Consider the following 21053-nt stretch of genomic DNA (forward strand, 5'->3'; position numbering starts at 1 on the left):
GGGCCGATTTCAGTCAGGCGGCTTTCAGGAGCTGCCCTGCGAAAGCAGGCGCGCTAACTGGTGGAGCTCCTCGTTCCGGCATGCGGCTTTTGTGGCTTGCCATCGCGTCATCTCGGGTCGGGCATCTTCTGAAGGCCTCAGTCGCGCCTTGCCAGTTGAGTGGCGTGGCGAATGGCGCGCACCGCGTCGGGGTTGGTCACGGGATAATTCGTGATGAAGCGTTCGACCGAAAAGTCCGGAAATTCGGATTTCAAGCGGGCCTCGATCCTACCCGCGTCGACTCTCTCGCCCACGGCCGTATGCGCCAAGGCCAAAAACAACAGCACATTCGGAGAGTTTAGCGTACTTCTGCGCAGCGCCGCGATTGCTTCCCTGTGCCTGCCGGCCGCGAACAGGATGCGGCCCAGCATGCCGAAATACCAAGGTGGGGCCAGTGGATTGAGGCGCATGGCGCGCTCGATAAGCGGCAGCGCCTCGGTCGGATCGCCAGCGACCAATGCTTTGCTGCCGGCCAGCAGCGTCAGCGTATCGGCATGGTTGGAGCCATATTCGAAGGCGCGGTGATACGCGCGGTCCGCTCCTGCGATGTCGCCAAGACACCCCTTGAGGTCGCCAAGGCAATTACAGGCGACACTATCCATCGGATCGAGCCGAATCGCGTTTTCGACCGCCGTCCGCCAGTTCTCTATCGAGCCCTGGGGGTCGTTGCTGAAGCCGTTGGCACCCTCGATCGAAAAGGCATAGGCAAGCGCGGTCCACGCCCTGACCAAGGTGGGGTCAAGTTCCAGCGCGCGCGAAAACAGGCGTATCGCTTCAGCGGTGCCGGCGCGGCTGAATGTGTCCTGTTGTTCAACACCAAGCAGATAACAGTCATAGGCACGCAGACTGGCCGGCGGTTTGCGGCGAATGGCGTTGCGTCCGACCGTCGCAAGCGCGCCGTAGCTGCCTGCGATCACATTAATGACGCTTTCCGTCAGGCTGTCTTGCAACGCAAAAACGTCATCGACCTGACGATCGTAGCGCTCGCTCCACAGGCTTACTCCGGTAGTCGCATCGGCGAGCTCTATCGATAACCGAACCCGCCACTCGTCGGCACGCAGTTGGCCGGACATGATGTAGGTGGCGCCAAGCGCTTTCCCGTTGGCGGCGAAATCGGCGGGTTTGCTGCCCAAGGATTTCATGGTGTGGAAGGCGATAACCGGCAGGTCCGCGTAGCGCGCCAGGTCGATGGTGATGTCTGACGAAAGGCCGTCGGCAAAGCGGCGCCATCGCTCTTCCGCCTGTAAGCATTCGATGGGGAATATAGCGAGCACGGGAGATGCATCTGCCAAAGGCGGCAGCCTGTCCATAGTTGTGCCGACACCTCCATTGATCTGCGAGGCAAGCGCAATTTTGTTGCGCACGCCGAGCTTTTCATAGATCGAGGCGAGATGGGTGCGCACTGTCGAAGGGGCGATGAACAGTGCCTCGCCGATCTCACGATAAGTTAGTCCGGCCGCGAATCTCTCCGCCACCGCTCGCTCCCGATCGGACAGCGCGTCGTGACCGGGTGAAGATGTCTCGATGCGGCTCATGGCAGACCGATCGGTACGGTTTCAGCTTTTGCCGAGGCAAAATACTACAAATGCTGGAGCCCGAATACACCATCTGCCCGATCCCTGCGCAGGCAGACTCGATGCAAGTTCTTTTACAGCAAAAAGGGTTGCATCGGCCAAGGGAGATTTTCATGCGCGCGGTTTCGATTGTTCTGGTATCTGCGATCCTGGGTTTGTCCAACGCACCGCGGCCGTCGTTCGCAAGCGGATGCAGGCAGCTGCTTGAGTCGGATGTGAAAATCGCCAGCATGCGCCTTTATGCCGATATCGTGGCCGATGCTGCCCGGCAGGGCTGGAACTATGCACCTGAATTGATCGTCAGCGGCTCAAAGCGGCATTTCGACGAGCTGAAACTCCGATTAATCGACGTCGGCTACGAGATCGTACCGGTCGGCCGCCGACTTCAATGCGACATCGCAGGCTGATCGCCCAGTCGTACGGCACTCGGTTTCAGAATTGATGACATGTCATTTCGCAGCGCTGGCTAGTCGGCATCATGGATATCTTCGTTTAGGCGGCAGCCAAGATAAATCTGAACGACCAGTATGAGGGCGCTTAGCCGCCATTCGTCCGTGAACTCGGGTCAAATGCGACCGTTCCATAGCTTGAATTTTGCTCGCTTAAACCGGTTCGGCAAGCGGTGTAGGCGTCACGCATCAGCGGCACGCCACCACCCTAACCCAGTCACCCGCTTCCGTCGTTTCCCCTTCCCGCCCTCGCCTCCAGCACCTTCTCACCTGCCGCTTCAGCTCGTCCTTAATATCCACCGTCTCGTTCATCAGAGCGTCGATCTTGGGGAATCGAGCACGCGGTACTTCAACACCCCCGGGCGGATCACAATGTCGGGGTGGGCGCCGTCAGGCCGGCTGAGGTCAATGCGTGTCTCGAGCACTACCGAAAACGACAAAGCGCTTGCGATATTTTTCACGAGGCCTGTCGCAAAGCGCCCGCGCAATCCGTCCTCTGAGCGAAGAAGGAGAGCGCCATGCCAAAACTCATCGTCACCGAATTCATCAGCGTCGATGGCATTGCCGAGGTCGAGAAGCTACCCAGCGTGACCTGGAATGATGAGATGAACAGGTTCAAGGAAGACGAGCTTGCCGATAGCGGCGCCATGCTTTTGGGGCGCACGACCTATGAGATCTTTGCCGGCTCCTGGCCAACGGAAACCGGAGATTTTGCCGACCGGTTCAACGCGCTGCCGAAACATGTCGCTTCGGCCAGCCTGAAGGCGCTCGACTGGAAGCCGGCCGAATTGCTGAAAGGGCCTCTGCCGGAAGCGGTCAGGACGCTGAAGCAAGGCAGCGGCGGCAACATCTATGTGCATGGCAGCCTCAGCGTCGCGCAGGAATTGCTGCGCCACAGCCTGGTCGATCGCGTCAGGCTGCTCAGCTATCCCGGCGCCGTCGGCCAGGGCAAACCGCTGTTCCCAGCCGGCCAGTCGCTACCGCTCGAACTGATTTCGGCCACGCCGTTCAGCAACGGCGTTGTGGCGCTGGAGTATGCGCCGGTGGCAAAGTCGTAAATCGGTTGGAGCCTTTCAGATCGAATGGGGAAGATGCATCCTCACCCGACCTGCTTCCCCCGTCTCCCCTTGATGGCGGCGCTATTCCTCGCCTCAACCACCTTCTCCACCTGCCGCTTCAGTTCGTCCTTGATATCCACCGTCTCGTTCATCAGCGCGTCGATCTTCAGGAAATCGAGGACGCGGTATCTCGACACTGCCGGGCGGACCAGGATGTCGGGGCGGCATTGTTTCAGCTTGTTGGCGATGATCGACTGCATCATCAGTTGGGTGGCGCCGAACATCAGGTCGACGGAGGTCGGCTGTTTGCGGTCGGCCTCTTCCGGCGCGCCGACCACGTCGACGCCGATGATGATGTCGGCGTCGTTCTCGATCAGGTCGAAAGGCACGGGGTTGTAGATGCCGCCGTCGATCAGCAGCCTGCCGTCGCGCATCACCGGCCGGAACACGGCTGGAATAGCCGCTGACGCTGCCAGCGCCGAATGCAGGTCGCCATCCTCGAAGACGGCCAGCTTGTGGCCGAAATAGTCGGTCGCCGTGACCTTCAGCGGGATTTTCAGCTCGGCGAAGGTTTCGGGGATGGCCTCGGGCAAAAAGGCCTTCAGGATGCGCTCGACATTGAACTGGCTGACGCGGATGCCATTCTGCATGGCTTCGGCGATGGTGCCCGGCCGCGCCCGCCACATGCGGCTCGCGACTTCGGCGCGGCGGCTAAGGATCGAGCGGGCATAGTCGTGGATGTCCTTGCCGGTCATGCCCGATGCCATGCCGGCGCCCATGATGGCGCCGATCGACGAGCCGGCTATGGCCACCGGCTTGATGCCCAGTTCGTCCAGCGCCTCGATGACATGGATATGCGCCAGCCCACGCGCGCCGCCGCCGCCGAAGGCGATGCCGAAGGTTGGGCTCATCCCTTGCCGGCTCCGGCCAGTTTCGGGCCGATGACCATGATGGTCGGCTCGGCGGTCAGCAGCTTCTTCGCCGCCGCCTTGACCTGGTCGAGCGTCACCGCGTTGATGTAGCCGGCGCGGCGCTGCATGTAGTCGATGCCGAGATCGTCGAGCTGCAGTTCGACCAGTGTCGCGGCGATGGCGCTGGACGAGTCCAGATTGTTGATGGCGTAGGCGCCGATCATGTATTTCTTGGTCGCCGCCAGTTCCGCTTCGGTCGGGCCTTCTTCGGCCAGTCGCTTGACGACATCGCGGACGATGCCCAGCGTCTCGGCCGCGCGGTCGGACCGGGTGCCGGTGCTGACGATCAGTGCGCTGGCGTGGTCCTGGTTGATCAGCGAGGAGTTGACGCTGTAGGCCAGCCCGCGCTTCTCGCGCACCTCCTGGAACAGGCGCGAGGTGAAGGTGCCGCCGCCGAGGATCTCGTTCATCAGCACGGCGGGGAAGAAATCCGCCGCCTTGCGCTTCACGCCGGGAAAAGCGAGCTGCAGCGAGGTCTGCGGCAGATCGTAATCGACCTCGATATGCTGCGCCAGCTTGGGGTCGATATCGGCCACGGGCCTCAGCGCCTGGTTTTGCGGCAGGTCGCCGAACACCATGTCGAGCTTCTTCTTCAGCGTCTCCGCGTCGATGGCGCCGACGACGGCGACACGCAGGCCGCCGCGGGCGAACACCGCTTTGTGCAAGGCTTTCAGATCGGTCGGCGTGATGGTGGCGATGCTTTCCTTGGTGCCCTGGTCGGAGCGGGAATAAGGATGGTCGCCATAAAGCGCCCGCGCCCATTTGTTCTGCGCCACCGTGTCGGGATCGTTTTCGCCGGCGATGATGCCGGACAGTATCTGGGAGCGGATGCGGTCGATCGGCAGCTGGTCGAAGCGCGGCTCGTTGACCGCCAGCCGCAACAGGTCGAACGCCTGGTCACGCTGCTCGGCCAGCATGCGCATGGAGCCGTAGATGCCGTCGCGGCTTTCGTCGAAGCTCATCTCGGCGCCGGCATCGTCGAGCTTGATCTGGAAGTCTTCACTGTCGAGCGGGCCGGCGCCTTCGTCGAACAGGCCGGTCATCAGATTGGCCAGGCCCTCTTTGCCGACGGGATCCTGCGTCGAGCCGCCGCCGAAGACGAAGCGGATGGCAACGACCGGCACGGAATAGTCCTCGACCAGCCAGGCGGTGATGCCTTTTGGCGAGGTGACGGACTGGATGTCCATGGCCCGCGCGGTGAGTGCCGGCAGGATGAGGAAGAGGATGGAGAGGAAGAGGGTGGTGAGTGCGGCGCGCGCTCTTCCTTCTCCCCTTGTGGGAGAAGGTGGATCGGCGCGCAGCGCCGAGACGGTCGAGGGGTGGGTGACAGAGCGCCGTCGGCGCCAAGCTGGAACACCCCTCATCCGACCTCGCTTCGCGAGGCCACCTTCTCCCACAAGGGGAGAAGGCAAGGGCGCGCCGGCATGCATGGGGCTCAATCTCGTCATCAAATCAATTCCCCGCCTGTTGCTGCGGCAAGAGATAGCCGGTCGTCGACCGGGCGAGCATCAGATAGCGCGCGGCGACGGCCTTGACCTCGTCTGCGGTGACCTTGCGGATGCGGTCCGTCCACTGCTGGACGTCCTGCACATTGCCGCCGGTGGCCAGCGTCGAGCCGTAGATGTTGGCCATGGAATCCTGCTTGTCGCGGGCAAAGATCATCGACCTGACATAGCGGTCCTTGGCCTTTTCCAGTTCCGATGGCGTGACGCCATCCTTGACGATGCGCACCACTTCGGCGTCGACCGCCGCTTCGACGTCGGAAATCTTGGCATCGCCGCGCGGCGCGCCATAGACGGTGAAGTTGGTGTCGTCGAGCATGGTGCCCTGGAAAAAGGCGCCGGCGCTGGATGCGATACCTTGCTGGACGACGAGCGCCTGGTAGAGCCGGCTGCGATTGCCGCCGCCGAGAATCTCCGCCAAGAGGTCGAGCGCTTCCGCCTCGCCCGGCTTGCCCGTGTGATAGGACGGCACCACCCATTGGGTGGAAAAGCTCGGCACGCTGACGCGGGCATCGGCGAGCGTCACCGTGCGCTTGGTGTTCTGCTCCGGCTCGACCGGGCGGATGCGCGGCGGCAGATCGGGGCCGCGCGCCACCTTGCCATAGGTCTTTTCGGCCAGCGCCCGCACCGTGTCCGGTTCGACATCGCCGGCGACGATCAGCACCGCGTTGTTGGGCCGATAGTATTTGTCGTAGAAGGCGACAGCGTCGGCGCGGTTCAGCTGCTGCATCTCCTGCATCCAGCCGATGACCGGGATGCGATAGGGCTGGTTTTGCCACAGCGTCGCATCGACCTCCTCGTCCAGCACGGCCTCGGGGCTGTTGTCGATGCGAGAGCGGCGCTCCTCGAGGATGACATCGCGCTCGGTCTTGATGACATCGTCGGTGAGAATGAGATTGCGCATGCGATCAGCCTCGAAACTCATCATCAGCTCGAGCGCCGACGGCGCCACCGTCTCGTGGAAGGCGGTGTAGTCGTAGGAGGTGAAGGCGTTGTTGGAGCCGCCGATATCGGAGATGGCGCGGTCGAATTCGCCCGCCGCATGGTTGGTCGTCGCCTTGAACATCAGATGTTCGAAGAAATGCGCAATGCCGGATTTGCCGGGCGGCTCGTCGGCGCTGCCGATCTTGTACCAGACCATGTGGGTGACGATCGGCGCACGGTGGTCGGGAATGACGACCACCTCCATGCCGTTGTCGAGCAGGAAATCCGTGACCTTGAACTCGGCCGGAACCGTGTTGGGCAAGACGGGGCTCTCGGCCAGCACCGGGCTGGTCATGACAAAAGCCAAAGAGGACGCCAACAGCGTTCCGCGCAGCCATTCAATCCTGGATGTCATCAACGGCTCCGGTTCTGTCTGCAGACGATAGGCAAGGTACTGGCGACAAGCAAAGTTAATTGTTGGTCATTTTAGAGGCGGTGCTCGGTTCCTCGCCCCCGTGAAGCGGGGGAGAGGAACCGCCAATCGCGACGGCGTATCAGGCCGCCTCGATAAAGCGGATGACGGTCTCGCCATAGTTGCGTTCGTCCAGCACCGAAAAGCCGGGGCCTGGCTCGAAGGAAGCCACCGCGGCCTCTTCGACCACGCACAGCGCGCCGGGGCGAAGCCAGCCGCCGGCTTTCGCCGACTGCAAGGCGCGCTCGCCAAGGCCCTTGCCATAGGGCGGGTCGGCAAAGACGAGGCCGAACGGCGCCAGCGTGCCGGCCTCGCCAAGGCCGGTGGCATCGCGGCGGAAGATCTTGGTGCGGCCGGTCAGCCCGAATGCCTCGACATTGTCGCGGATCAGGCCACGGCCTTCGGCCGATTCCTCGATGAAGACGCCGTAGGAGGCACCGCGCGACAGCGCCTCAAGCCCCAGCGCACCGGTGCCGGCGAACAGGTCGAGCACGCGCGCACCGTCCAATTGCTCGGCAAAGCGATGCGCCAGCACGTTGAAGACCGCCTCGCGGGTGCGATCGGTCGTCGGACGGATGGCGCTCGAGCGCGGCGTCGCCAGCGGACGCCCGCGAAACTCACCGCCGACGATCCTCATCTCGCTTTGGGGCCTCGGGGACCATTGCGCGAACGTTCACCGCCGCCGGCCCCGCCCGGACGTTCGCCTCTCGGCTTGCCGAACGGTTTTGCACCGGCGGGCTTGCCATAGGTCGGCTTGAACGATGCCTTTCGCGCCTTTGCTTCAGCGGCCTTGGCTGCGTCTGCATCGGCCCTGCCCTTGCCGATCGGCCGCGCGCCCGGTGCCATCCAGACATTGGCCTTGCGCTGGCCGGGCGGCTCGATCGGCCGCTGCTCGCGCTCGGACTTTTTCCCGCCGCCCGGCTTGCCGCCAAAAGCACCACGCGGCTTGTCGCCGAAGCCACCGCGCGGTTTGTCGCCGAAATTGCCGCGGGGTTTGTCGCCAAAGCTGCGTTCGGGACGCGGGGCGCGTTCGCCAAAACTCTTCTCCGCGCTTCTGTCGGGACTTGTCGACAGTTTGCCCAGAGCCTCGTCGCGGCTGCCTTCGCGGCGCTTGCGGTTCTTGATCAAACCGCCCTCGCCGATCGGGCGGCGCTCACCGTCGCGGGTGAATTTCGGCCGCTCCGGCTCCGGCTCGCGAACTTCCGTGCGCCGCACCGGCTTGTTGGAAAATGGCTTGGTGACATCGGCGTCGAAATTGGCGCCGGATTCCTCGACCAGGCGCTCGCCAAGCTGGTCGCGCAACACCCTGCCCTTGATCTCCAGCACATGGCCCTCGGCGAGGTCATCGAGCTGGAACGGCCCGTAGGAGATACGGATCAGCCGCGTCACGTCGAGGCCGAGCGAGCCCAGGATATTCCGGACTTCGCGGTTCTTGCCCTCGCGCAAGCCGATCGTCAGCCAGGCATTGGTGCCTTGCTCACGGTCGAGCGTCGCTTCGATGGCACCGTAGAACACGCCGTCGACGGCAATGCCTTCACGCAGGCCGGCAAGCGCGCTTTCCTCGACCTTGCCGTGGACGCGCACGCGGTAACGGCGCAGCCAGCCGGTGGCCGGCAGTTCGAGCACGCGCGACAGGCCGCCATCATTGGTGAGCAGCAGCAGGCCTTCGGTGTTGATGTCGAGCCGGCCGATGGTCATCAGCCGCGGCAATTCAGCCGGCAGCACGTCGAAGACGGTCTTGCGGCCCTCGGGATCGCGGTTGGTGGTGACGACGCCGGCCGGCTTGTGGAACAGGAACAGCCGGGTGCGCTCGATCGGCGGGATTTCCATGCCGTCGAGATGGATGATGTCATCAGGCATCACGTTGAAGGCCGGCGAGGTCAGGGCGCGGCCATTGACCTTGACGCGGCCGGCGGCGATCAGTTCCTCGGCATCGCGGCGCGAGGCCAGGCCGGCGCGGGCCAGCCGCTTGGCGATGCGCTCGCCTGCCTCTTCCGCGCCCTCGGCGGGACGCGGGCGTGGCTTGAAGCTGCCGCCTGACGCGCCTTGCGGCCGATCGTTGAAATCCCGCTTCGGGCGATCGCTGAAGTCACGCTTGGGGCGGTCGGCGAAGTCACGCTTCGGCCGATCGCCGACGTCGCGCGGCGCGCGGTCGCTGAAATCACGCTTGGGACGGTCGAAACGCTTTTCGCCGCCCGCTGCCGCCGCCACCGGGCGGTCGCCGCGCGGCGCATAGGGTTTGCGCGGCCCTTCGCGCTTTTCATAGGGCTTGCGCTCGCCTTCCGCGGCCACCGGGCGGTCGCCGCGCGGTGCGTAGGGCTTGCGCGGTCCTTCGCGCTTTTCATATGGCTTGCGCTCGCCTTCGGCGGCCATCGGCCGGTCGCCACGCGGTGCGTAGGGCTTGCGTGGTCCTTCGCGCTTCTCATAGAGCTTGCGCTCGCCTTCGGCGGCCACCGGGCGGTCGCCACGTGGCGCATAGGGCTTGCGTGTTCCTTCGCGCTTCTCATACGGTTTGCGCTCACCCTCGGCGGCCACCGGGCGGTCGCCGCGCGGTGCGTAGGGCTTGCGCGGCCCTTCGCGCTTCTCAAAAGGCTTGCCTTCGGGACGCGGGCCTTTGCTGAAAGGCTTGTCCCCGCCCTTGAAATCGCGCTTCGGCCGCTCGCCATCGGCAGCCATCGGCCGATCGCCACGCGGTGCGTAAGGTTTCTTGGCGCCAAAGGACGGCTTGCCGCCCTTGCCCGCGGCGCCATCACGGCTGCGCGGTCCCGCGGCTTTCGGCCCACTCCTGGCCGGACCCTTCCTGGGTCGGAATTTCTTGTCGTTGTCGTCCATGTGGCCTTTATCCGTTTGCGCTGCTACAGCGTGGCGCATCCTTTCGGGCGCGCAACGAACGCTGTAGCACTTTTGATGTGGCGCATGATCATTTTCGAAAACCGAGTCCCGATTTTCGAGGTCCTGCGCTCAATAACAGGATCACTGGAGTTTGTCAGGGAAAAGTGGAGACCGGTTTTTCCAAAAAGACAAACGAAAATCAAAAGCCTGGAACAAGTACGGTTCATTCGAAACGAACTTGCTCCGTCAGGTGGCGAGGAGATAATCGGAGTGGAAATCGCGTGAAGCGGCCCGATTTCATGGCGCTGGCGCTGAAGGAGGCAGAGGCTGCCGCCTTGCGAGGCGAAGTGCCGGTCGGCGCCGTCATCGCCAATGGCGTTGGTGTTGTCGCCAGCGCCGGCAACCGCACACGCGAACTTGCCGACCCGACCGCGCATGCCGAGATGCTGGTCATCCGCGAAGCTTGCCGCAAACTGTCGGCCGAGCGGCTGACCGGCCATGATCTCTATGTGACGCTGGAACCTTGCGCCATGTGCGCCGGCGCCATTTCCTTCGCCCGGCTGCGCCGGCTTTATTTCGGCGCCGCCGACGACAAGGGCGGTGCCGTGGTCAATGGCGTACGTTTTTTCGCCTCACCGACCTGCCACCACGCGCCCGACATCTATCCGGGCATGGGCGAGACCGAAGCAGCCCTGCTGCTCAAAGGATTTTTTCGGGAGCGGCGCGGCTGAACCGGGCGCAACGCCCGGCGACACAATATGGCGTTCTTACAGCCAGTCGAACCAGCCGCTGCCCTTCTTGCCTTCCGCCTCCTTCTTGAGGCGGCGTTCCTTCTTGTACTCGTCCTCGCCAAGCTCGTTCTGCGGCGCGGTGCCGGCCGCGACACGATACTGCACTGGAGGCTCGCTCAGATATTTGCGGGTGTTCGGATCGCCCTGCTTGCTATCGGCGAGGCGACGCTGGATCTCGGCGGCACGGCCCTTGTCGGAATCGGCCGGTGTCCATGCCGGCGGGTGGCTCGAGCCTGACTCCGCCATCGCCTTCTTCACCGAGGCCGGGTCCGTCTGCACGTCGTCGACGATCTCAGACTGATAGGCCGGGTCGTTCTGATGGGCGGTGGCGTCGGCCCGCAAGCGGGCGCGGCGCTGCTCGGGCGATTCGGGCCATTCGGCGCTCGCCGTCTCGATGCTGTCCTGCGGGGCCGGCAGCGCTTCCCTCTGGCCTGGCGCCGGCTTCACGAGCGTCGGACGCGGCTTGTAGTCGATCTGTTCCTTGCGCTTCGGCGCGAATGAAAAGGCGCCCGAAATATCGCCGGCCAGCTGTTCACTGGCGGTCTTGTCGGTGCCGTAGGTCGGAGAGCCCATGCAGCCCGACAAAGCGAGGCCCGACGCGACAAGCGGCGCCAGCAGCGCCAAGCGCGCATTATATCTCTCGGTCATGCCAAAAAGTCCCACTCTAGACAGCCTCTCGATTGCCACCAGCCTTCTGGCCGGTCCCCATCGTCCAAGCACTTGCGACGGAAATCCGGCGACAATTTGTCTTCCGGAGTTTCGCGTGTTTACCTCAACCACTCGTTAAGGGCAACGCGCGGGCGGTTTTCGCCCGCCCGGCGTGGCATTTGTGCACCGATCCGGCCGTCAAAGCCGGCCAAGCGCCTTCAATTCATGCAGCACCGCCGCATCCCTGGCCGAAACATCCGGGAATTCCGGATCCTGGCCGACATCGGCGGTGTAGCGCCAGGAGCGTGCGCATTTCACCAGGCCGCGATCCCAGGCCTTTTCGACCACCACGGCAACGCCCTTGACGTCGTCAAGCGTGAAGGCACCCGCGGGTGCTTGCCCATGAGCGATGACCAGATCGCTGGTGATCGCCATCTCGGCCATGTCGACATCTGAAATCGCCGCTTCGAGCGCGGCGTCGTTGATGGTGACGACCGGCACCGCTTCCAGCGATGATCCGATCACCTTCTGGGCGCGCGCGATCTCCAGCGCGCCGGTGACGACGCGCCGCACCTGCCGCACCTGGCGCCACTTTTCCGCCAGCGCCTCGTTCTTCCAGTCCGCCGGGATTTGAGGGAACTGGTCGAGATGCACCGAGACAGCGTCGGGATGACGATCGAGCCAGGCCTCCTCCATGGTGAAAGGCAGCATCGGCGCCAGCCATTTCACCAGGCAATCGAAGAGATGGCGCACCACCTGCACCGAAGCCTTGCGCTTCAGGCTCGACGGCGCGTCGCAGTAGAGCGCGTCCTTGCGGATGTCGAAATAGAACGCCGACAGCTCGACCACCATGAAATCGAGCAGCATGCGGGTGATGCGCTTGAACTCGAAGGCGTCGTAGCCCGAGCGCACGATTTCATCGAGCTCGGATAGCCGGTGCAGCATCAGCCGCTCCAGCTCCGGCATCTTCTCCAGCGGCACCTCTTCGCCATCGTCATGGGCGAGCGTGCCCAGCATCCAGCGGATGGTGTTGCGCAGCTTGCGGTAGGCGTCGATGTTGGTCTGCAGCACGTTCTTGCCGAGCCGCTGGTCCTCCCAGTAGTCGGTCGTCACCACCCACAGACGCAGGATATCGGCGCCCGACTGCTTGATGACGTCCTGCGGCACCACGGTGTTGCCCAGCGACTTCGACATCTTGCGGCCATCCTCGTCCATGGTGAAACCATGGGTGACGACGGTGTCGTAAGGCGCCCTGCCCCTGGTGCCGCAGCTCTCCAGCAGCGACGAATGGAACCAGCCGCGATGCTGGTCGGAACCTTCGAGATAGACGTCGGCCGGCCATTTCAGATCAGGACGATCCTCCAGCGTGAAGGCGTGCGTCGAGCCCGAATCGAACCAGACGTCGAGGATGTCCATCACCTGCTTCCATTTGGAGGCGTCGTGATTGCCAAGGAAACGTTCCTTGGCATCAGCCGCGAACCAGGCGTCGGCGCCCTCCTGCTCGAAGGCATCCATGATGCGCTGGTTGACCGCTTCGTCCTTCAACACATTGCCGTCGGCATCGGCGAAGACAGCGATCGGCACGCCCCAGGCGCGCTGGCGCGACAGCACCCAGTCCGGGCGCTCCTCGATCATGGCGCGGATGCGGTTCTGGCCGGCGGCGGGCACGAAGCGGGTGTCGTCGATGGCCTTCAGCGCCCGGCTGCGCAGTGTCGAGCCATCGCCGAGGTCCTTGTCCATATAGACGAACCATTGCGGCGTGTTGCGGAAGATGATCGGTTTCTTGGACCGCCAGGAGTGAGGATAGCTGTGCTTCAGCCGGCCACGCGCGAACAGCGCGTTGCGCTTGATCAGCTCGTCGATGACGGCCTGGTTGGCGTTGCCCTTCTTGCCGTTGTCGTCGATGACGCGTGCCGGTCCACCCTCCCGGTCAGGGCCGAAACCCGGCGCGTCCTTGGTGAAGAAGCCGCCATCGTCGACGGTGAACGGGATGGCGGGATCGATGCCACGTGCGCGCAGATCCGCCGCCGCATCCATCCAGGCGTCAAAGTCCTCGCGGCCGTGGCCGGGCGCGGTGTGGACGAAGCCGGTGCCGGCATCGTCGGTGACATGGTCGCCGGCGAGCATCGGAACGGCAAAGTCGTAGCCGCCGCAAAAATCCTTGAGCGGATGCGAAAGCGTAAGGCTTCCAAGCTCTTGCGCCGAAACACTGCGGAGACGATTCAAGGTGACCTTGGCTTTGGCCGAGGAATCTTCGGCCAGCGCATCGGCAAAGATCAGTTTTTCACCCGGCTGCGGGCCGAATGCGTTCTCGGCTGCCGTGACCTCATAGAGGCCATAGTTGATGCGCGGCGAATAGTTGACGGCGCGGTTGCCGGGGATCGTCCACGGCGTCGTCGTCCAGATGACGACATGAGCCTGCAGCAGATCGAGCGCGCCCTCGGTCAGCTTGGTCTGGCCATCGTCGATGGGGCGAACCAGGCTGGCAACCGGGAACTTCGCCCAGATCGTGTCGCTCTCATAGTCGTGGTACTCGATCTCGGCCTCGGCCAGCGCCGTGCGCTCGACGACGCTCCACATCACCGGCTTGGAGCCGCGATAGAGCTGGCCCGACATGGCGAACTTCAACAGCTCGCCGGCGATGCGCGACTCGGCATGGAAGGCCATCGTCGTATAGGGATTCTCGAAGTCGCCGATGACGCCGAGGCGCTGGAACTCAGCGCCCTGCACCGTGATCCAACCCGCGGCGAACTCACGGCATTCCTTGCGGAATTCGTTGACCGGCACCTCGTCCTTGTTCTTGCCCTTGGCGCGGTACTGCTCCTCGATCTTCCATTCGATCGGCAGGCCGTGGCAGTCCCAGCCGGGCACATAGTTCGAGTCGTAGCCGCGCATCTGGAACGAGCGGGTGATGACGTCCTTGAGGATCTTGTTCAGCGCATGGCCGATATGGATGTTGCCGTTGGCGTAGGGCGGACCGTCATGCAGCACGTATTTCGTGCGGCCGGCAGCGCTCTCGCGCAGCTTGCGGTAGAGATCCATGTCCTGCCAGCGCTTGACCAGCAGCGGCTCCTTCTCCGGCAAGCCGGCGCGCATCGGGAAATCCGTCTGCGGCAGGTAAAGCGTCTTGGAATAATCGATCGTTTCAGTTGTATCGGTCATTGGTCTGCCATTTGCATTGCCCGGCGGGCGTACAAGCTCGGGCGTGAACTATCATGTTATGGAAAAAGCGCGAGGAGGCGCGCAGAAACTCCCGGCGGCTCCGGCGGCGCTCAGGCCACCCGGAACACCGGGCCTGTAATTCGTATCGCGATCGCGAAAAGGCGCGAAAAGCTGGTCATGGCTAGGCTTTTAGCCGAAGCCACGGCAGGAATAAAGCGTCTCGTTCGATTCACCTACATCGTGAAATCGAAGCGGTAGGTGGTCGACACGCCGACCGTGAACTGGTTGCGGTCGCCGCGCTCCTTGACCAGGCTGGAATCGGCCGCCGGTCCCATCAGGCGCGAATATTCGCCAAACAGGCTGGCGGTCATCGGCTCGGTCACCTTCCAGGTTATGGCGCCGCCGAGGCCGGTCGATTTCAGCCCACCACCGGGATGGTATTCGCTCAAGCCCGACGCCACCGCTTCCTGCGCGTTGACGCCATAATAGGCGTCGAAATAATTGCCTGAGGCGAAGGAAACACGCGGGCCGCCCGAAATCCTGACGGTCGGCGTCACGTCGTAAAAGGCATCGGCGGCGATGTCGGCGACAAAGCCGTTGTGAGCGCGAATGCCGTGGCGCAACTCGGCGCGGGCGCGCAGCCAGTCGGTCGGATAGAATTCGAAGAAGCCGCCGACTTCCCCGCCCCAGCGCACCGGATCGAGGCCCTTCAGCTCATCGGCGTTGTCATCGTCGCGGGAAAACAGGAACTTGCCGGTCAGGCCGGCGCGGACACCGCCATCGTCGACCAGCGCCAGCGAGATGTTGTCGTTGCGCGAGACAAAGCGGGCCGCCGGTCCGGCCTTGCCCAGCGAAATGATCGGCGAAGCGCTGAGCAGGTACTTCTTGCCGCCCTCGAAATTCGGCGCCACCATGCCGGTGGCGCCAACGGTCAGATACCAGTCGCCGGACAGCCAGCTGCCCTCGCCCGCATGGGCAGTGCCCGCTCCGCCCAGCACCGCAGCGGCCAACACCAGAGAGATTCTTCCGACCGGACTCATGGCCACTCCATTAACACGACACACACGATTACCGATGACAGCTTTGACGGCCGTTTGGTAAAATTTGATTTAAACCCGAGACATACGCTCGCGCTTTGCAGCGGTCCCGCTGCCAGTCATCGACTGGACGTTGGCACGCGCCCGGATTACCTTCCATTCGCAGTATTCCGCAGCCCTCGATGGAGACCGCGACAATGACCCTGCATGGCGACGCCTTGAAAATCGCGCTCGAACAGACACGGACAAAATGGGGATGGTTTGTCGCGCTCGGTGTGCTGCTGCTCATTTTCGGCGGCATTGCCTTCGCCAATCTGTTCGTCGCCACAGTGGCTTCCGTCTACGTCGTGGGATGGCTGATGCTGATGGCGGGCATAATCGAGATCGTGCACGCGTTCGGCGTCAAGACCTGGAGCCGCTTCTTCTATTGGCTGCTCAGCGGACTGCTTTACGCCGTTGCCGGCTTCTTCGCTTTCGGCAATCCGTTGCTGGCCTCGGCGGTGCTGACATTCCTGCTGGCGATCGCGCTGGTCGCGTCAGGGGTGCTCAGGGCCTGGGTCGGCTACAGCCATCGGCCGGAACGCGGCTGGGGCTGGATCGTCGCTGCCGGTGCCATCAGCGCGCTTGCAGGCCTGATCATCGCGATGGGCTGGCCGGTCAACAGCCTGTGGGTGCTCGGGCTGTTCCTGGCGATCGACCTGATCTTCCAGGGCTGGACCTTCATCGCCGTCGGCCTGGCATTGAAGAAGTAGCCGGCATCACGCCTGGCTCAAAAAGCCATGGCCGCGTCGAGCTCGGAGAGCGGCCTGACGCCGGCGAGCAGCGCGCGTGCCTCGGCTTCATCGCGTTTCATCTGCGCGACCAGCGCGTCGAGCCCATCGAACTTCACCTCCGGGCGCAGGAAACCGAAGAAGGAAACCTGACAGACCTCGCCATAGAGGTCTTCGGAGAAGTCGAAGACGAAGGTTTCCAGCAGCGGCGTGCCATTGTCATTGACGGTCGGGCGACGGCCGAAGCTGGCGACGCCGTCGTGAAGCGTGCCGTCGGCGCGGCGGAAGCGGACGGCATAGATGCCCTCCTTGAGTGCGGCTTCAGCCGACAGCCTCATATTCGCGGTTGGAAAGCCAAGGGTGCGGCCAAGCTGCTGTCCGCCGACCACTTCGCTTTCGACGGTGAAGCGGTAGCCGAGCAGACCGGCGGCTTCGGCCACTTCGCCCTCGCCCAGCAATCCGCGGATGCGGCTGGACGACACCACCTCGGCGCCCTCGTCCCGGAAGGCGTCGACGAGCGTGACGCCGAAGCCGTGACGCTCGCCTGCCGCCATCAGGTAGGCCGGGCCGCCTTGACGATCCTTGCCGAAGTGGAAATCGAACCCGGTCACGGCGTGGGTAATGCCAAGGTTCGTTTCCAGCACATCCGTCACGAACGCTTCCGCCGACAGCGAGGCGAAGTCGCGCGTGAACGGCTGTTCGACCAGCGCGGCAAAGCCCAGCAGCGACAGGAGCCGCGCCTTCATCGGCGGCGGCGTCAGCACGAACAACGGGATATCAGGCCTGAAGATCTTGCGCGGATGCGGTTCGAATGTCAGCACCATGGCCGGTGCGCCGCGCCGTCCGGCCTCGGCGGAGGCGCGCTCGAGCACCGCCTGATGGCCGCGATGGACGCCATCGAAATTGCCGATCGCCACCACGCCGCCGCGCAGGTCTGCGGGAAGCGGCGCGGTTGCCAGGATGCGCTGGAAGGCTGCCATCGTCACCTACCGAAGTCTGGGAATGACGGCCACCGGACCATAGCCATGCTTTTCCAGGAACGCCGCCAATCTTGCCGGGTCCGGTTGCAGGGCATCGCCATAGTCGCGGGCATGGATACCGCCGGAGACATAAAGAACATCGAAGCCATTGTCGGCGGCGCCCTTCACATCGGTCATCATGCCATCGCCGATGGCCAGCACCTGGCCGCGCTCGACCGGCCGGCCAAGAATCTCGGCGACCTCCTTCATCGCGAGATTGTAGATCGGCGCGTATGGTTTTCCAGCGATCAATGTGCGGCCGCCGAGCTGGGCATAGTCACGCGCCAGCGCGCCGGCACACCAGATGATGCGTTCGCCGCGCTCGACCACGATGTCGGGATTTGCGCAGATGAAAGGCAGGTTCCGGGCGCGCAGCCGCCGCAGGAGCTCCGTGTAATCCTCGGGCTTCTCGACCTCGTCGTCGAACAGGCCGGTGCAGACGACGCCGGATGCTTCGAACTCCTCGACAAGCTCGATATCGAGACCTTCATAGAGGGTGAGGTCCCGGTCGGCGCCGATATGGAAAATCCTGCGCGGCCCTTCGGCGATCAGATCCCGGGTCACGTCGCCTGAGGTAACCACCCGGTCGTAGGCTGACGGTGGAACACCGATCGCGTTCATCTGCGCCATGACATCGGCACTTCTGCGCGGCGAATTGGTGATCAGGACGACGGGGATTTTCGCCTCTCGAGCCCTTGCCAATGCGGAGGCCGCCATCGGGAAATGCGTCTCGCCATTATGGACCACGCCCCAGACGTCGCACAGGATTGCCGAATAGGCCTTCGACACGTCTTCGAGCGAGCCGATGATTTCAGGCGAATTCGCCATGCCGTTTCCTTCAGTCGTGATCGTTGCGACGCCGCGACCGACGGTTCGCCGCAGCCGGTTCGGATTAGCCGAACCGCCCCGGCCTGTCACCAGCTTTCGCCAGGCACGATTGGTTAGCGGTTGGTGAAGCGCTGCCCCGGCAATAGAGCGATTTCCCAAACGCGGCCTTCAGCGTTTTGTGGAAAGCTGGCATCAATCGAGAATCCGCCGGCGGGGGCCGCTGCAAGACATGTATGGACTTTGGCGTCAGTTCTGCCGCGACCAACGCGGCAACTATGCTCTTATGACCGTCGTCGCGATGGTTCCGCTCATGGGCGCCCTGGCGATAGCCGTCGATTTCACCGAGATGAGCCGCGAAAAACAGGCGGTTTCGAATGCGCTCGATGCCGCAAACTTCGCCACGGCGCGCCGGCTGACGGAGGGTGCCACCGACGATCAGTTGAGAGCCTATGCGCTCGACTTCTTCAATGCCAACCTCAACAAGATCAACCCCGCCAACACGACGCTCACCGTCACCTTGCCTAGCAACACCACCGGAGGCGGCTTGCTCAAGATGAGCGCGCGGCTTGACTACAAACCCTACTTCTACCCGGTCTTCGGCCAGCTCGTCGGCAAATCCGAAACCGACGCCAACCAGAAGATCAGCTTCAATGTCACCTCGGAAGTGCGGCTGAAGAACACTCTTGAAGTCGCTCTGGCGCTCGACAATTCCGGGTCGATGACCAAGACCGGAACGGGCTCCGGGCAAACGCGCATCGACCTTCTCAAGACCGCGGCCAAACAGCTGGTCGACACGCTGGCCCAGCAGGCGGCGATGATCAAGCAGGTCGACAGGCCGGTGCAGTTCGGCCTCGTGCCGTTTGCCGCCTCGGTCAATGTCGGACCCGGCAATGGTAACGCGTCCTGGATGGATACCGAAGGCCTGTCACCGGTATCGAACGAGAATTTCGACTGGTCGACGCTGAACGCAGCCGACAAATATGCCCAGCAGACCAACGGCATCTGGTACAAGCGCGGCACCGGATGGGGTACCGACGAAGGCCAGATGCTGACCCGGTTTTCGCTCTACCGGGACATGAAGGTCGTCACCAACCATGAGCGTGTCACCAACAGCAAGCGCGTGGTTTGCGACGAATACAACTCGAACAACACCTGCAAACGAAGCCATGACGAATACGACTACATCGATTCCTATGGTCCATTCGCCAGTTGGCAGGGCTGCGTCGAGGCCAGGCCCTATCCCTATAATGTCAACGACGCGGCGCCGTCCGGCGGCTCGGCGAACACCGGCATAGGGGTTGGCGATCCGGCGACGATGTTCGTGCCGATGTTCGCCCCCGACGAACCCGGCAACCATTGGAGGCTCACCCAGGACCCCGATGAAGCAACGCCGACGGCCTACGGCGCCGTGAACAGCTGGTGGAATGACGACCCGACAAGCAGCACCGGCCAATCCCGGTTGCGCAACGTGGCCAAATATTTCCAGCCGCGGCCGATCAATGCGCCGGCGCTGGCCGCTGGCAACGGGCCAAACTACAGCTGCTCCACCAACCCGATCACGCCACTGACCGATGTCAGCGTTGCCACTGGGCTCACCGCGATCAAGGCCGCGATCGACCTGATGCAGCCCGATGGCGGCACCAATGTTCCCGAAGGCATGGCCTGGGGATGGCGGGTGGTTTCGAGCGGCGAGCCCTTCACGCAAGGCCGCCTGGAAACCGAGAGAGGCAACGACAAGGTTGTCATCGTGCTGACCGACGGCGCCAACACCTACTACACGCCTTCCTCGCTCGGCTATTCCGACCCCGCCGATTCGAAGTCGACCTATGCGTCCTTCGGCTATCTCAAACCCGGCTACAACGGCACGTCGGTGGGCCGCCTGTTCATGGGCACATCGAGCACCATTGGCCAATTCGATTATTCCAACGGCAACTATACCAACGCGCTCAACGAGCAGATGGCGACGCTTTGCAACAACGCCAAGGCAGCCAAAATCATGGTGATGACTGTGGCGCTCGATCTGTCGACGACCAAAATCGCCGACCAACAGGCGATCGAGGCGCTGAAATCCTGCTCGTCGAACTCGCGCTTCCGCAAGGATCCGACGGACGCGAGCAAGCCGGCAAAACTGTTCTGGAACGCCACCGGCGCCAGCTTGTCGAACGATTTCAAGGAAATCGGCAACGAACTGTCGAACCTGCGCATCGTCGGCTGATCCGTAGGCACCGGCTAAGCTGGAACAACGGCTGGCGCCGCCATGCACTTGCGCGCGCCTGCCGGGACAGGCACATCTTGGCCGCCTGCCGGATCGCGCGTCCATTCGCGGCGCGCTGGGGAAGAACAGATGCCCGAAACAGCCAATCATCTCGCCTTCGCGCTGGTCTGCCTCGGCATGGTGCTGACGCCTGGCCCCAACATGATCTATTTGATCTCGCGTTCCCTGTCGCAGGGGCCGAAGGCGGGGCTCATTTCGCTTGGCGGCGTGGCACTCGGCTTTGTCTTCTATGTGCTGGCGGCGGCATTCGGCATCACCGCGCTGCTGCTCGCCGTGCCCTACGCCTATGACGCGCTGCGCTTTGCCGGCGTGCTCTATCTGCTGTGGCTGGCCTGGCAGGCGGTGAAGCCGGGCGGACGCTCGCCGTTCGAAGTGCGCGAATTGCCGAGGGACCGGCCGCGCAAGCTGTTCGCCATGGGCCTGATGACCAATCTGCTCAATCCGAAGGTGGCCGTGCTCTATCTGTCGCTGTTGCCGCAGTTCATCAGCCCCGGCAAAGGCCACGTCCTGTCGCAGCTTCTGGTGCTCGGCGCGACGCAGATCTCGATCAGCCTCAGCGTCAATGCCGTCATCGCGGTGACGGCCGGCTCGATCGCCAGCTTTCTCGCCGGACGGCCCTTGTGGCTGGTCATCCAGCGCTGGATGATGGGCACCGTGCTGGCGGCCCTCGCACTGAAGATGGCGACAGACGCGCAGCGCTGA

At 63.5% G+C, this 21053-nt stretch carries 17 protein-coding genes; 6 read left to right on the top strand and 11 right to left on the bottom strand.

Features of this window, described 5'->3' with window-relative positions:
• Positions 1–137: 137 nt before the first annotated feature.
• A complete protein-coding gene (locus tag MESCI2_RS0122990) occupies positions 138–1574 on the bottom strand; it encodes a LuxR C-terminal-related transcriptional regulator (protein ID WP_027038616.1) in 1437 nt (478 codons plus the stop codon).
• 50 nt (positions 1575–1624) lie between these two features.
• On the opposite strand from MESCI2_RS0122990, the gene MESCI2_RS0122995 reads away from it, so the two are divergent.
• Together MESCI2_RS0122995 and MESCI2_RS0123005 are read left to right on the top strand one after the other, a co-directional pair.
• On the top strand, positions 1625–2020 hold the full coding sequence (locus tag MESCI2_RS0122995; protein WP_155936651.1) for a hypothetical protein: 396 nt from the start codon (positions 1625–1627) through the stop codon (positions 2018–2020).
• Positions 2021–2580: 560 nt separating this feature from the next.
• The gene (locus MESCI2_RS0123005; protein ID WP_027038618.1) at positions 2581–3120 is read left to right on the top strand and encodes a dihydrofolate reductase family protein; all 540 of its coding nucleotides are present in this window, start codon (positions 2581–2583) and stop codon (positions 3118–3120) included.
• Between the two features lie 41 nt (positions 3121–3161).
• On the opposite strand, the gene MESCI2_RS0123010 is transcribed toward MESCI2_RS0123005, so the two are convergent.
• From MESCI2_RS0123010 to MESCI2_RS0123030, 5 genes are all read right to left on the bottom strand, one after another.
• Entirely contained in the window at positions 3162–4031 is an 870-nt protein-coding gene (locus tag MESCI2_RS0123010) for a patatin-like phospholipase family protein (RefSeq protein ID WP_027038619.1), read from the bottom strand.
• Positions 4028–5455 (bottom strand): M16 family metallopeptidase, encoded by a 1428-nt coding sequence (locus MESCI2_RS0123015; RefSeq protein ID WP_027038620.1) that lies wholly within the window; start codon positions 5453–5455, stop codon positions 4028–4030. Before MESCI2_RS0123015 ends, MESCI2_RS0123010 begins: the two co-directional genes overlap by 4 nt.
• 88 nt (positions 5456–5543) lie before the next feature.
• Positions 5544–6932 carry a M16 family metallopeptidase gene (locus tag MESCI2_RS0123020; protein WP_027038621.1) on the bottom strand — a complete coding sequence of 463 codons (1389 nt, stop codon included), beginning with the start codon at positions 6930–6932 and terminating at the stop codon, positions 5544–5546.
• A gap of 139 nt (positions 6933–7071) precedes the next feature.
• Positions 7072–7626: a 16S rRNA (guanine(966)-N(2))-methyltransferase RsmD gene (gene rsmD / locus MESCI2_RS0123025; protein WP_024504838.1), complete on the bottom strand. Its 555-nt coding sequence runs from the start codon at positions 7624–7626 to the stop codon at positions 7072–7074.
• Positions 7623–9821 (bottom strand): pseudouridine synthase, encoded by a 2199-nt coding sequence (locus MESCI2_RS0123030; protein WP_027038622.1) that lies wholly within the window; start codon positions 9819–9821, stop codon positions 7623–7625. The genes rsmD and MESCI2_RS0123030 overlap by 4 nt, the downstream gene beginning before the upstream one ends.
• 281 nt (positions 9822–10102) lie before the next feature.
• Between MESCI2_RS0123030 and MESCI2_RS0123040 the strand changes: the two genes are divergently transcribed.
• A complete protein-coding gene (locus tag MESCI2_RS0123040; protein WP_027038624.1) occupies positions 10103–10552 on the top strand; it encodes a nucleoside deaminase in 450 nt (149 codons plus the stop codon).
• A 36-nt stretch (positions 10553–10588) separates the two neighbouring features.
• Here the strand turns inward: MESCI2_RS0123040 and MESCI2_RS0123045 are convergent, their stop codons facing one another.
• The 3 genes from MESCI2_RS0123045 to MESCI2_RS0123055 form a co-directional block, all read right to left on the bottom strand.
• On the bottom strand, positions 10589–11260 hold the full coding sequence (locus MESCI2_RS0123045) for a hypothetical protein (RefSeq protein ID WP_027038625.1): 672 nt from the start codon (positions 11258–11260) through the stop codon (positions 10589–10591).
• Between the two features lie 198 nt (positions 11261–11458).
• Entirely contained in the window at positions 11459–14422 is a 2964-nt protein-coding gene (ileS, locus tag MESCI2_RS0123050) for an isoleucine--tRNA ligase (RefSeq protein WP_027038626.1), read from the bottom strand.
• Between the two features lie 233 nt (positions 14423–14655).
• A complete protein-coding gene (locus MESCI2_RS0123055) occupies positions 14656–15462 on the bottom strand; it encodes a MipA/OmpV family protein (RefSeq protein ID WP_027038627.1) in 807 nt (268 codons plus the stop codon).
• Positions 15463–15656: 194 nt separating this feature from the next.
• Between MESCI2_RS0123055 and MESCI2_RS0123060 the strand changes: the two genes are divergently transcribed.
• Positions 15657–16211 carry an HdeD family acid-resistance protein gene (locus tag MESCI2_RS0123060; protein WP_027038628.1) on the top strand — a complete coding sequence of 185 codons (555 nt, stop codon included), beginning with the start codon at positions 15657–15659 and terminating at the stop codon, positions 16209–16211.
• A gap of 17 nt (positions 16212–16228) precedes the next feature.
• Here MESCI2_RS0123060 and MESCI2_RS0123065 read toward each other — a convergent pair whose 3' ends face one another.
• Complete coding sequence (locus MESCI2_RS0123065; protein ID WP_027038629.1) at positions 16229–17209, bottom strand: bifunctional riboflavin kinase/FAD synthetase; 981 nt, start codon at positions 17207–17209, stop codon at positions 16229–16231.
• A 6-nt stretch (positions 17210–17215) separates the two neighbouring features.
• On the bottom strand, positions 17216–18076 hold the full coding sequence (locus MESCI2_RS0123070) for a TIGR01459 family HAD-type hydrolase (RefSeq protein WP_027038630.1): 861 nt from the start codon (positions 18074–18076) through the stop codon (positions 17216–17218).
• Positions 18077–18305: 229 nt separating this feature from the next.
• Here MESCI2_RS0123070 and MESCI2_RS0123075 point away from each other — a divergent pair, with 229 nt between their 5' ends.
• On the top strand, positions 18306–20291 hold the full coding sequence (locus MESCI2_RS0123075; protein ID WP_027038631.1) for a TadE/TadG family type IV pilus assembly protein: 1986 nt from the start codon (positions 18306–18308) through the stop codon (positions 20289–20291).
• 129 nt (positions 20292–20420) lie between these two features.
• Complete coding sequence (locus MESCI2_RS0123080; RefSeq protein ID WP_027038632.1) at positions 20421–21053, top strand: LysE family translocator; 633 nt, start codon at positions 20421–20423, stop codon at positions 21051–21053.

This window comes from Mesorhizobium ciceri WSM4083 (assembly GCF_000519305.1).
GTDB classification, from domain to species: domain Bacteria; phylum Pseudomonadota; class Alphaproteobacteria; order Rhizobiales; family Rhizobiaceae; genus Mesorhizobium; species Mesorhizobium ciceri_B.

What these genes read in the sequence shown, in the direction of transcription:
- MESCI2_RS0123010 (WP_027038619.1), bottom strand. Translation starts at nt 4,031, where the DNA reads ATGAGCCCAACCTTCGGCATCGCCTTCGGCGGCGGCGGCGCGCGTGGG.
- MESCI2_RS0123070 (WP_027038630.1), bottom strand. Translation starts at nt 18,076, where the DNA reads ATGGCGAATTCGCCTGAAATCATCGGCTCGCTCGAAGACGTGTCGAAG.
- MESCI2_RS0123015 (WP_027038620.1), bottom strand. Translation starts at nt 5,455, where the DNA reads ATGAGGGGTGTTCCAGCTTGGCGCCGACGGCGCTCTGTCACCCACCCC.
- MESCI2_RS0123045 (WP_027038625.1), bottom strand. Translation starts at nt 11,260, where the DNA reads ATGACCGAGAGATATAATGCGCGCTTGGCGCTGCTGGCGCCGCTTGTC.
- MESCI2_RS0123020 (WP_027038621.1), bottom strand. Translation starts at nt 6,932, where the DNA reads ATGACATCCAGGATTGAATGGCTGCGCGGAACGCTGTTGGCGTCCTCT.
- MESCI2_RS0123065 (WP_027038629.1), bottom strand. Translation starts at nt 17,209, where the DNA reads ATGGCAGCCTTCCAGCGCATCCTGGCAACCGCGCCGCTTCCCGCAGAC.
- ileS (WP_027038626.1), bottom strand. Translation starts at nt 14,422, where the DNA reads ATGACCGATACAACTGAAACGATCGATTATTCCAAGACGCTTTACCTG.
- MESCI2_RS0123005 (WP_027038618.1), top strand. Translation starts at nt 2,581, where the DNA reads ATGCCAAAACTCATCGTCACCGAATTCATCAGCGTCGATGGCATTGCC.
- MESCI2_RS0122990 (WP_027038616.1), bottom strand. Translation starts at nt 1,574, where the DNA reads ATGAGCCGCATCGAGACATCTTCACCCGGTCACGACGCGCTGTCCGAT.
- MESCI2_RS0122995 (WP_155936651.1), top strand. Translation starts at nt 1,625, where the DNA reads ATGCTGGAGCCCGAATACACCATCTGCCCGATCCCTGCGCAGGCAGAC.
- MESCI2_RS0123080 (WP_027038632.1), top strand. Translation starts at nt 20,421, where the DNA reads ATGCCCGAAACAGCCAATCATCTCGCCTTCGCGCTGGTCTGCCTCGGC.
- MESCI2_RS0123055 (WP_027038627.1), bottom strand. Translation starts at nt 15,462, where the DNA reads ATGAGTCCGGTCGGAAGAATCTCTCTGGTGTTGGCCGCTGCGGTGCTG.
- rsmD (WP_024504838.1), bottom strand. Translation starts at nt 7,626, where the DNA reads ATGAGGATCGTCGGCGGTGAGTTTCGCGGGCGTCCGCTGGCGACGCCG.
- MESCI2_RS0123060 (WP_027038628.1), top strand. Translation starts at nt 15,657, where the DNA reads ATGACCCTGCATGGCGACGCCTTGAAAATCGCGCTCGAACAGACACGG.
- MESCI2_RS0123075 (WP_027038631.1), top strand. Translation starts at nt 18,306, where the DNA reads ATGTATGGACTTTGGCGTCAGTTCTGCCGCGACCAACGCGGCAACTAT.
- MESCI2_RS0123030 (WP_027038622.1), bottom strand. Translation starts at nt 9,821, where the DNA reads ATGGACGACAACGACAAGAAATTCCGACCCAGGAAGGGTCCGGCCAGG.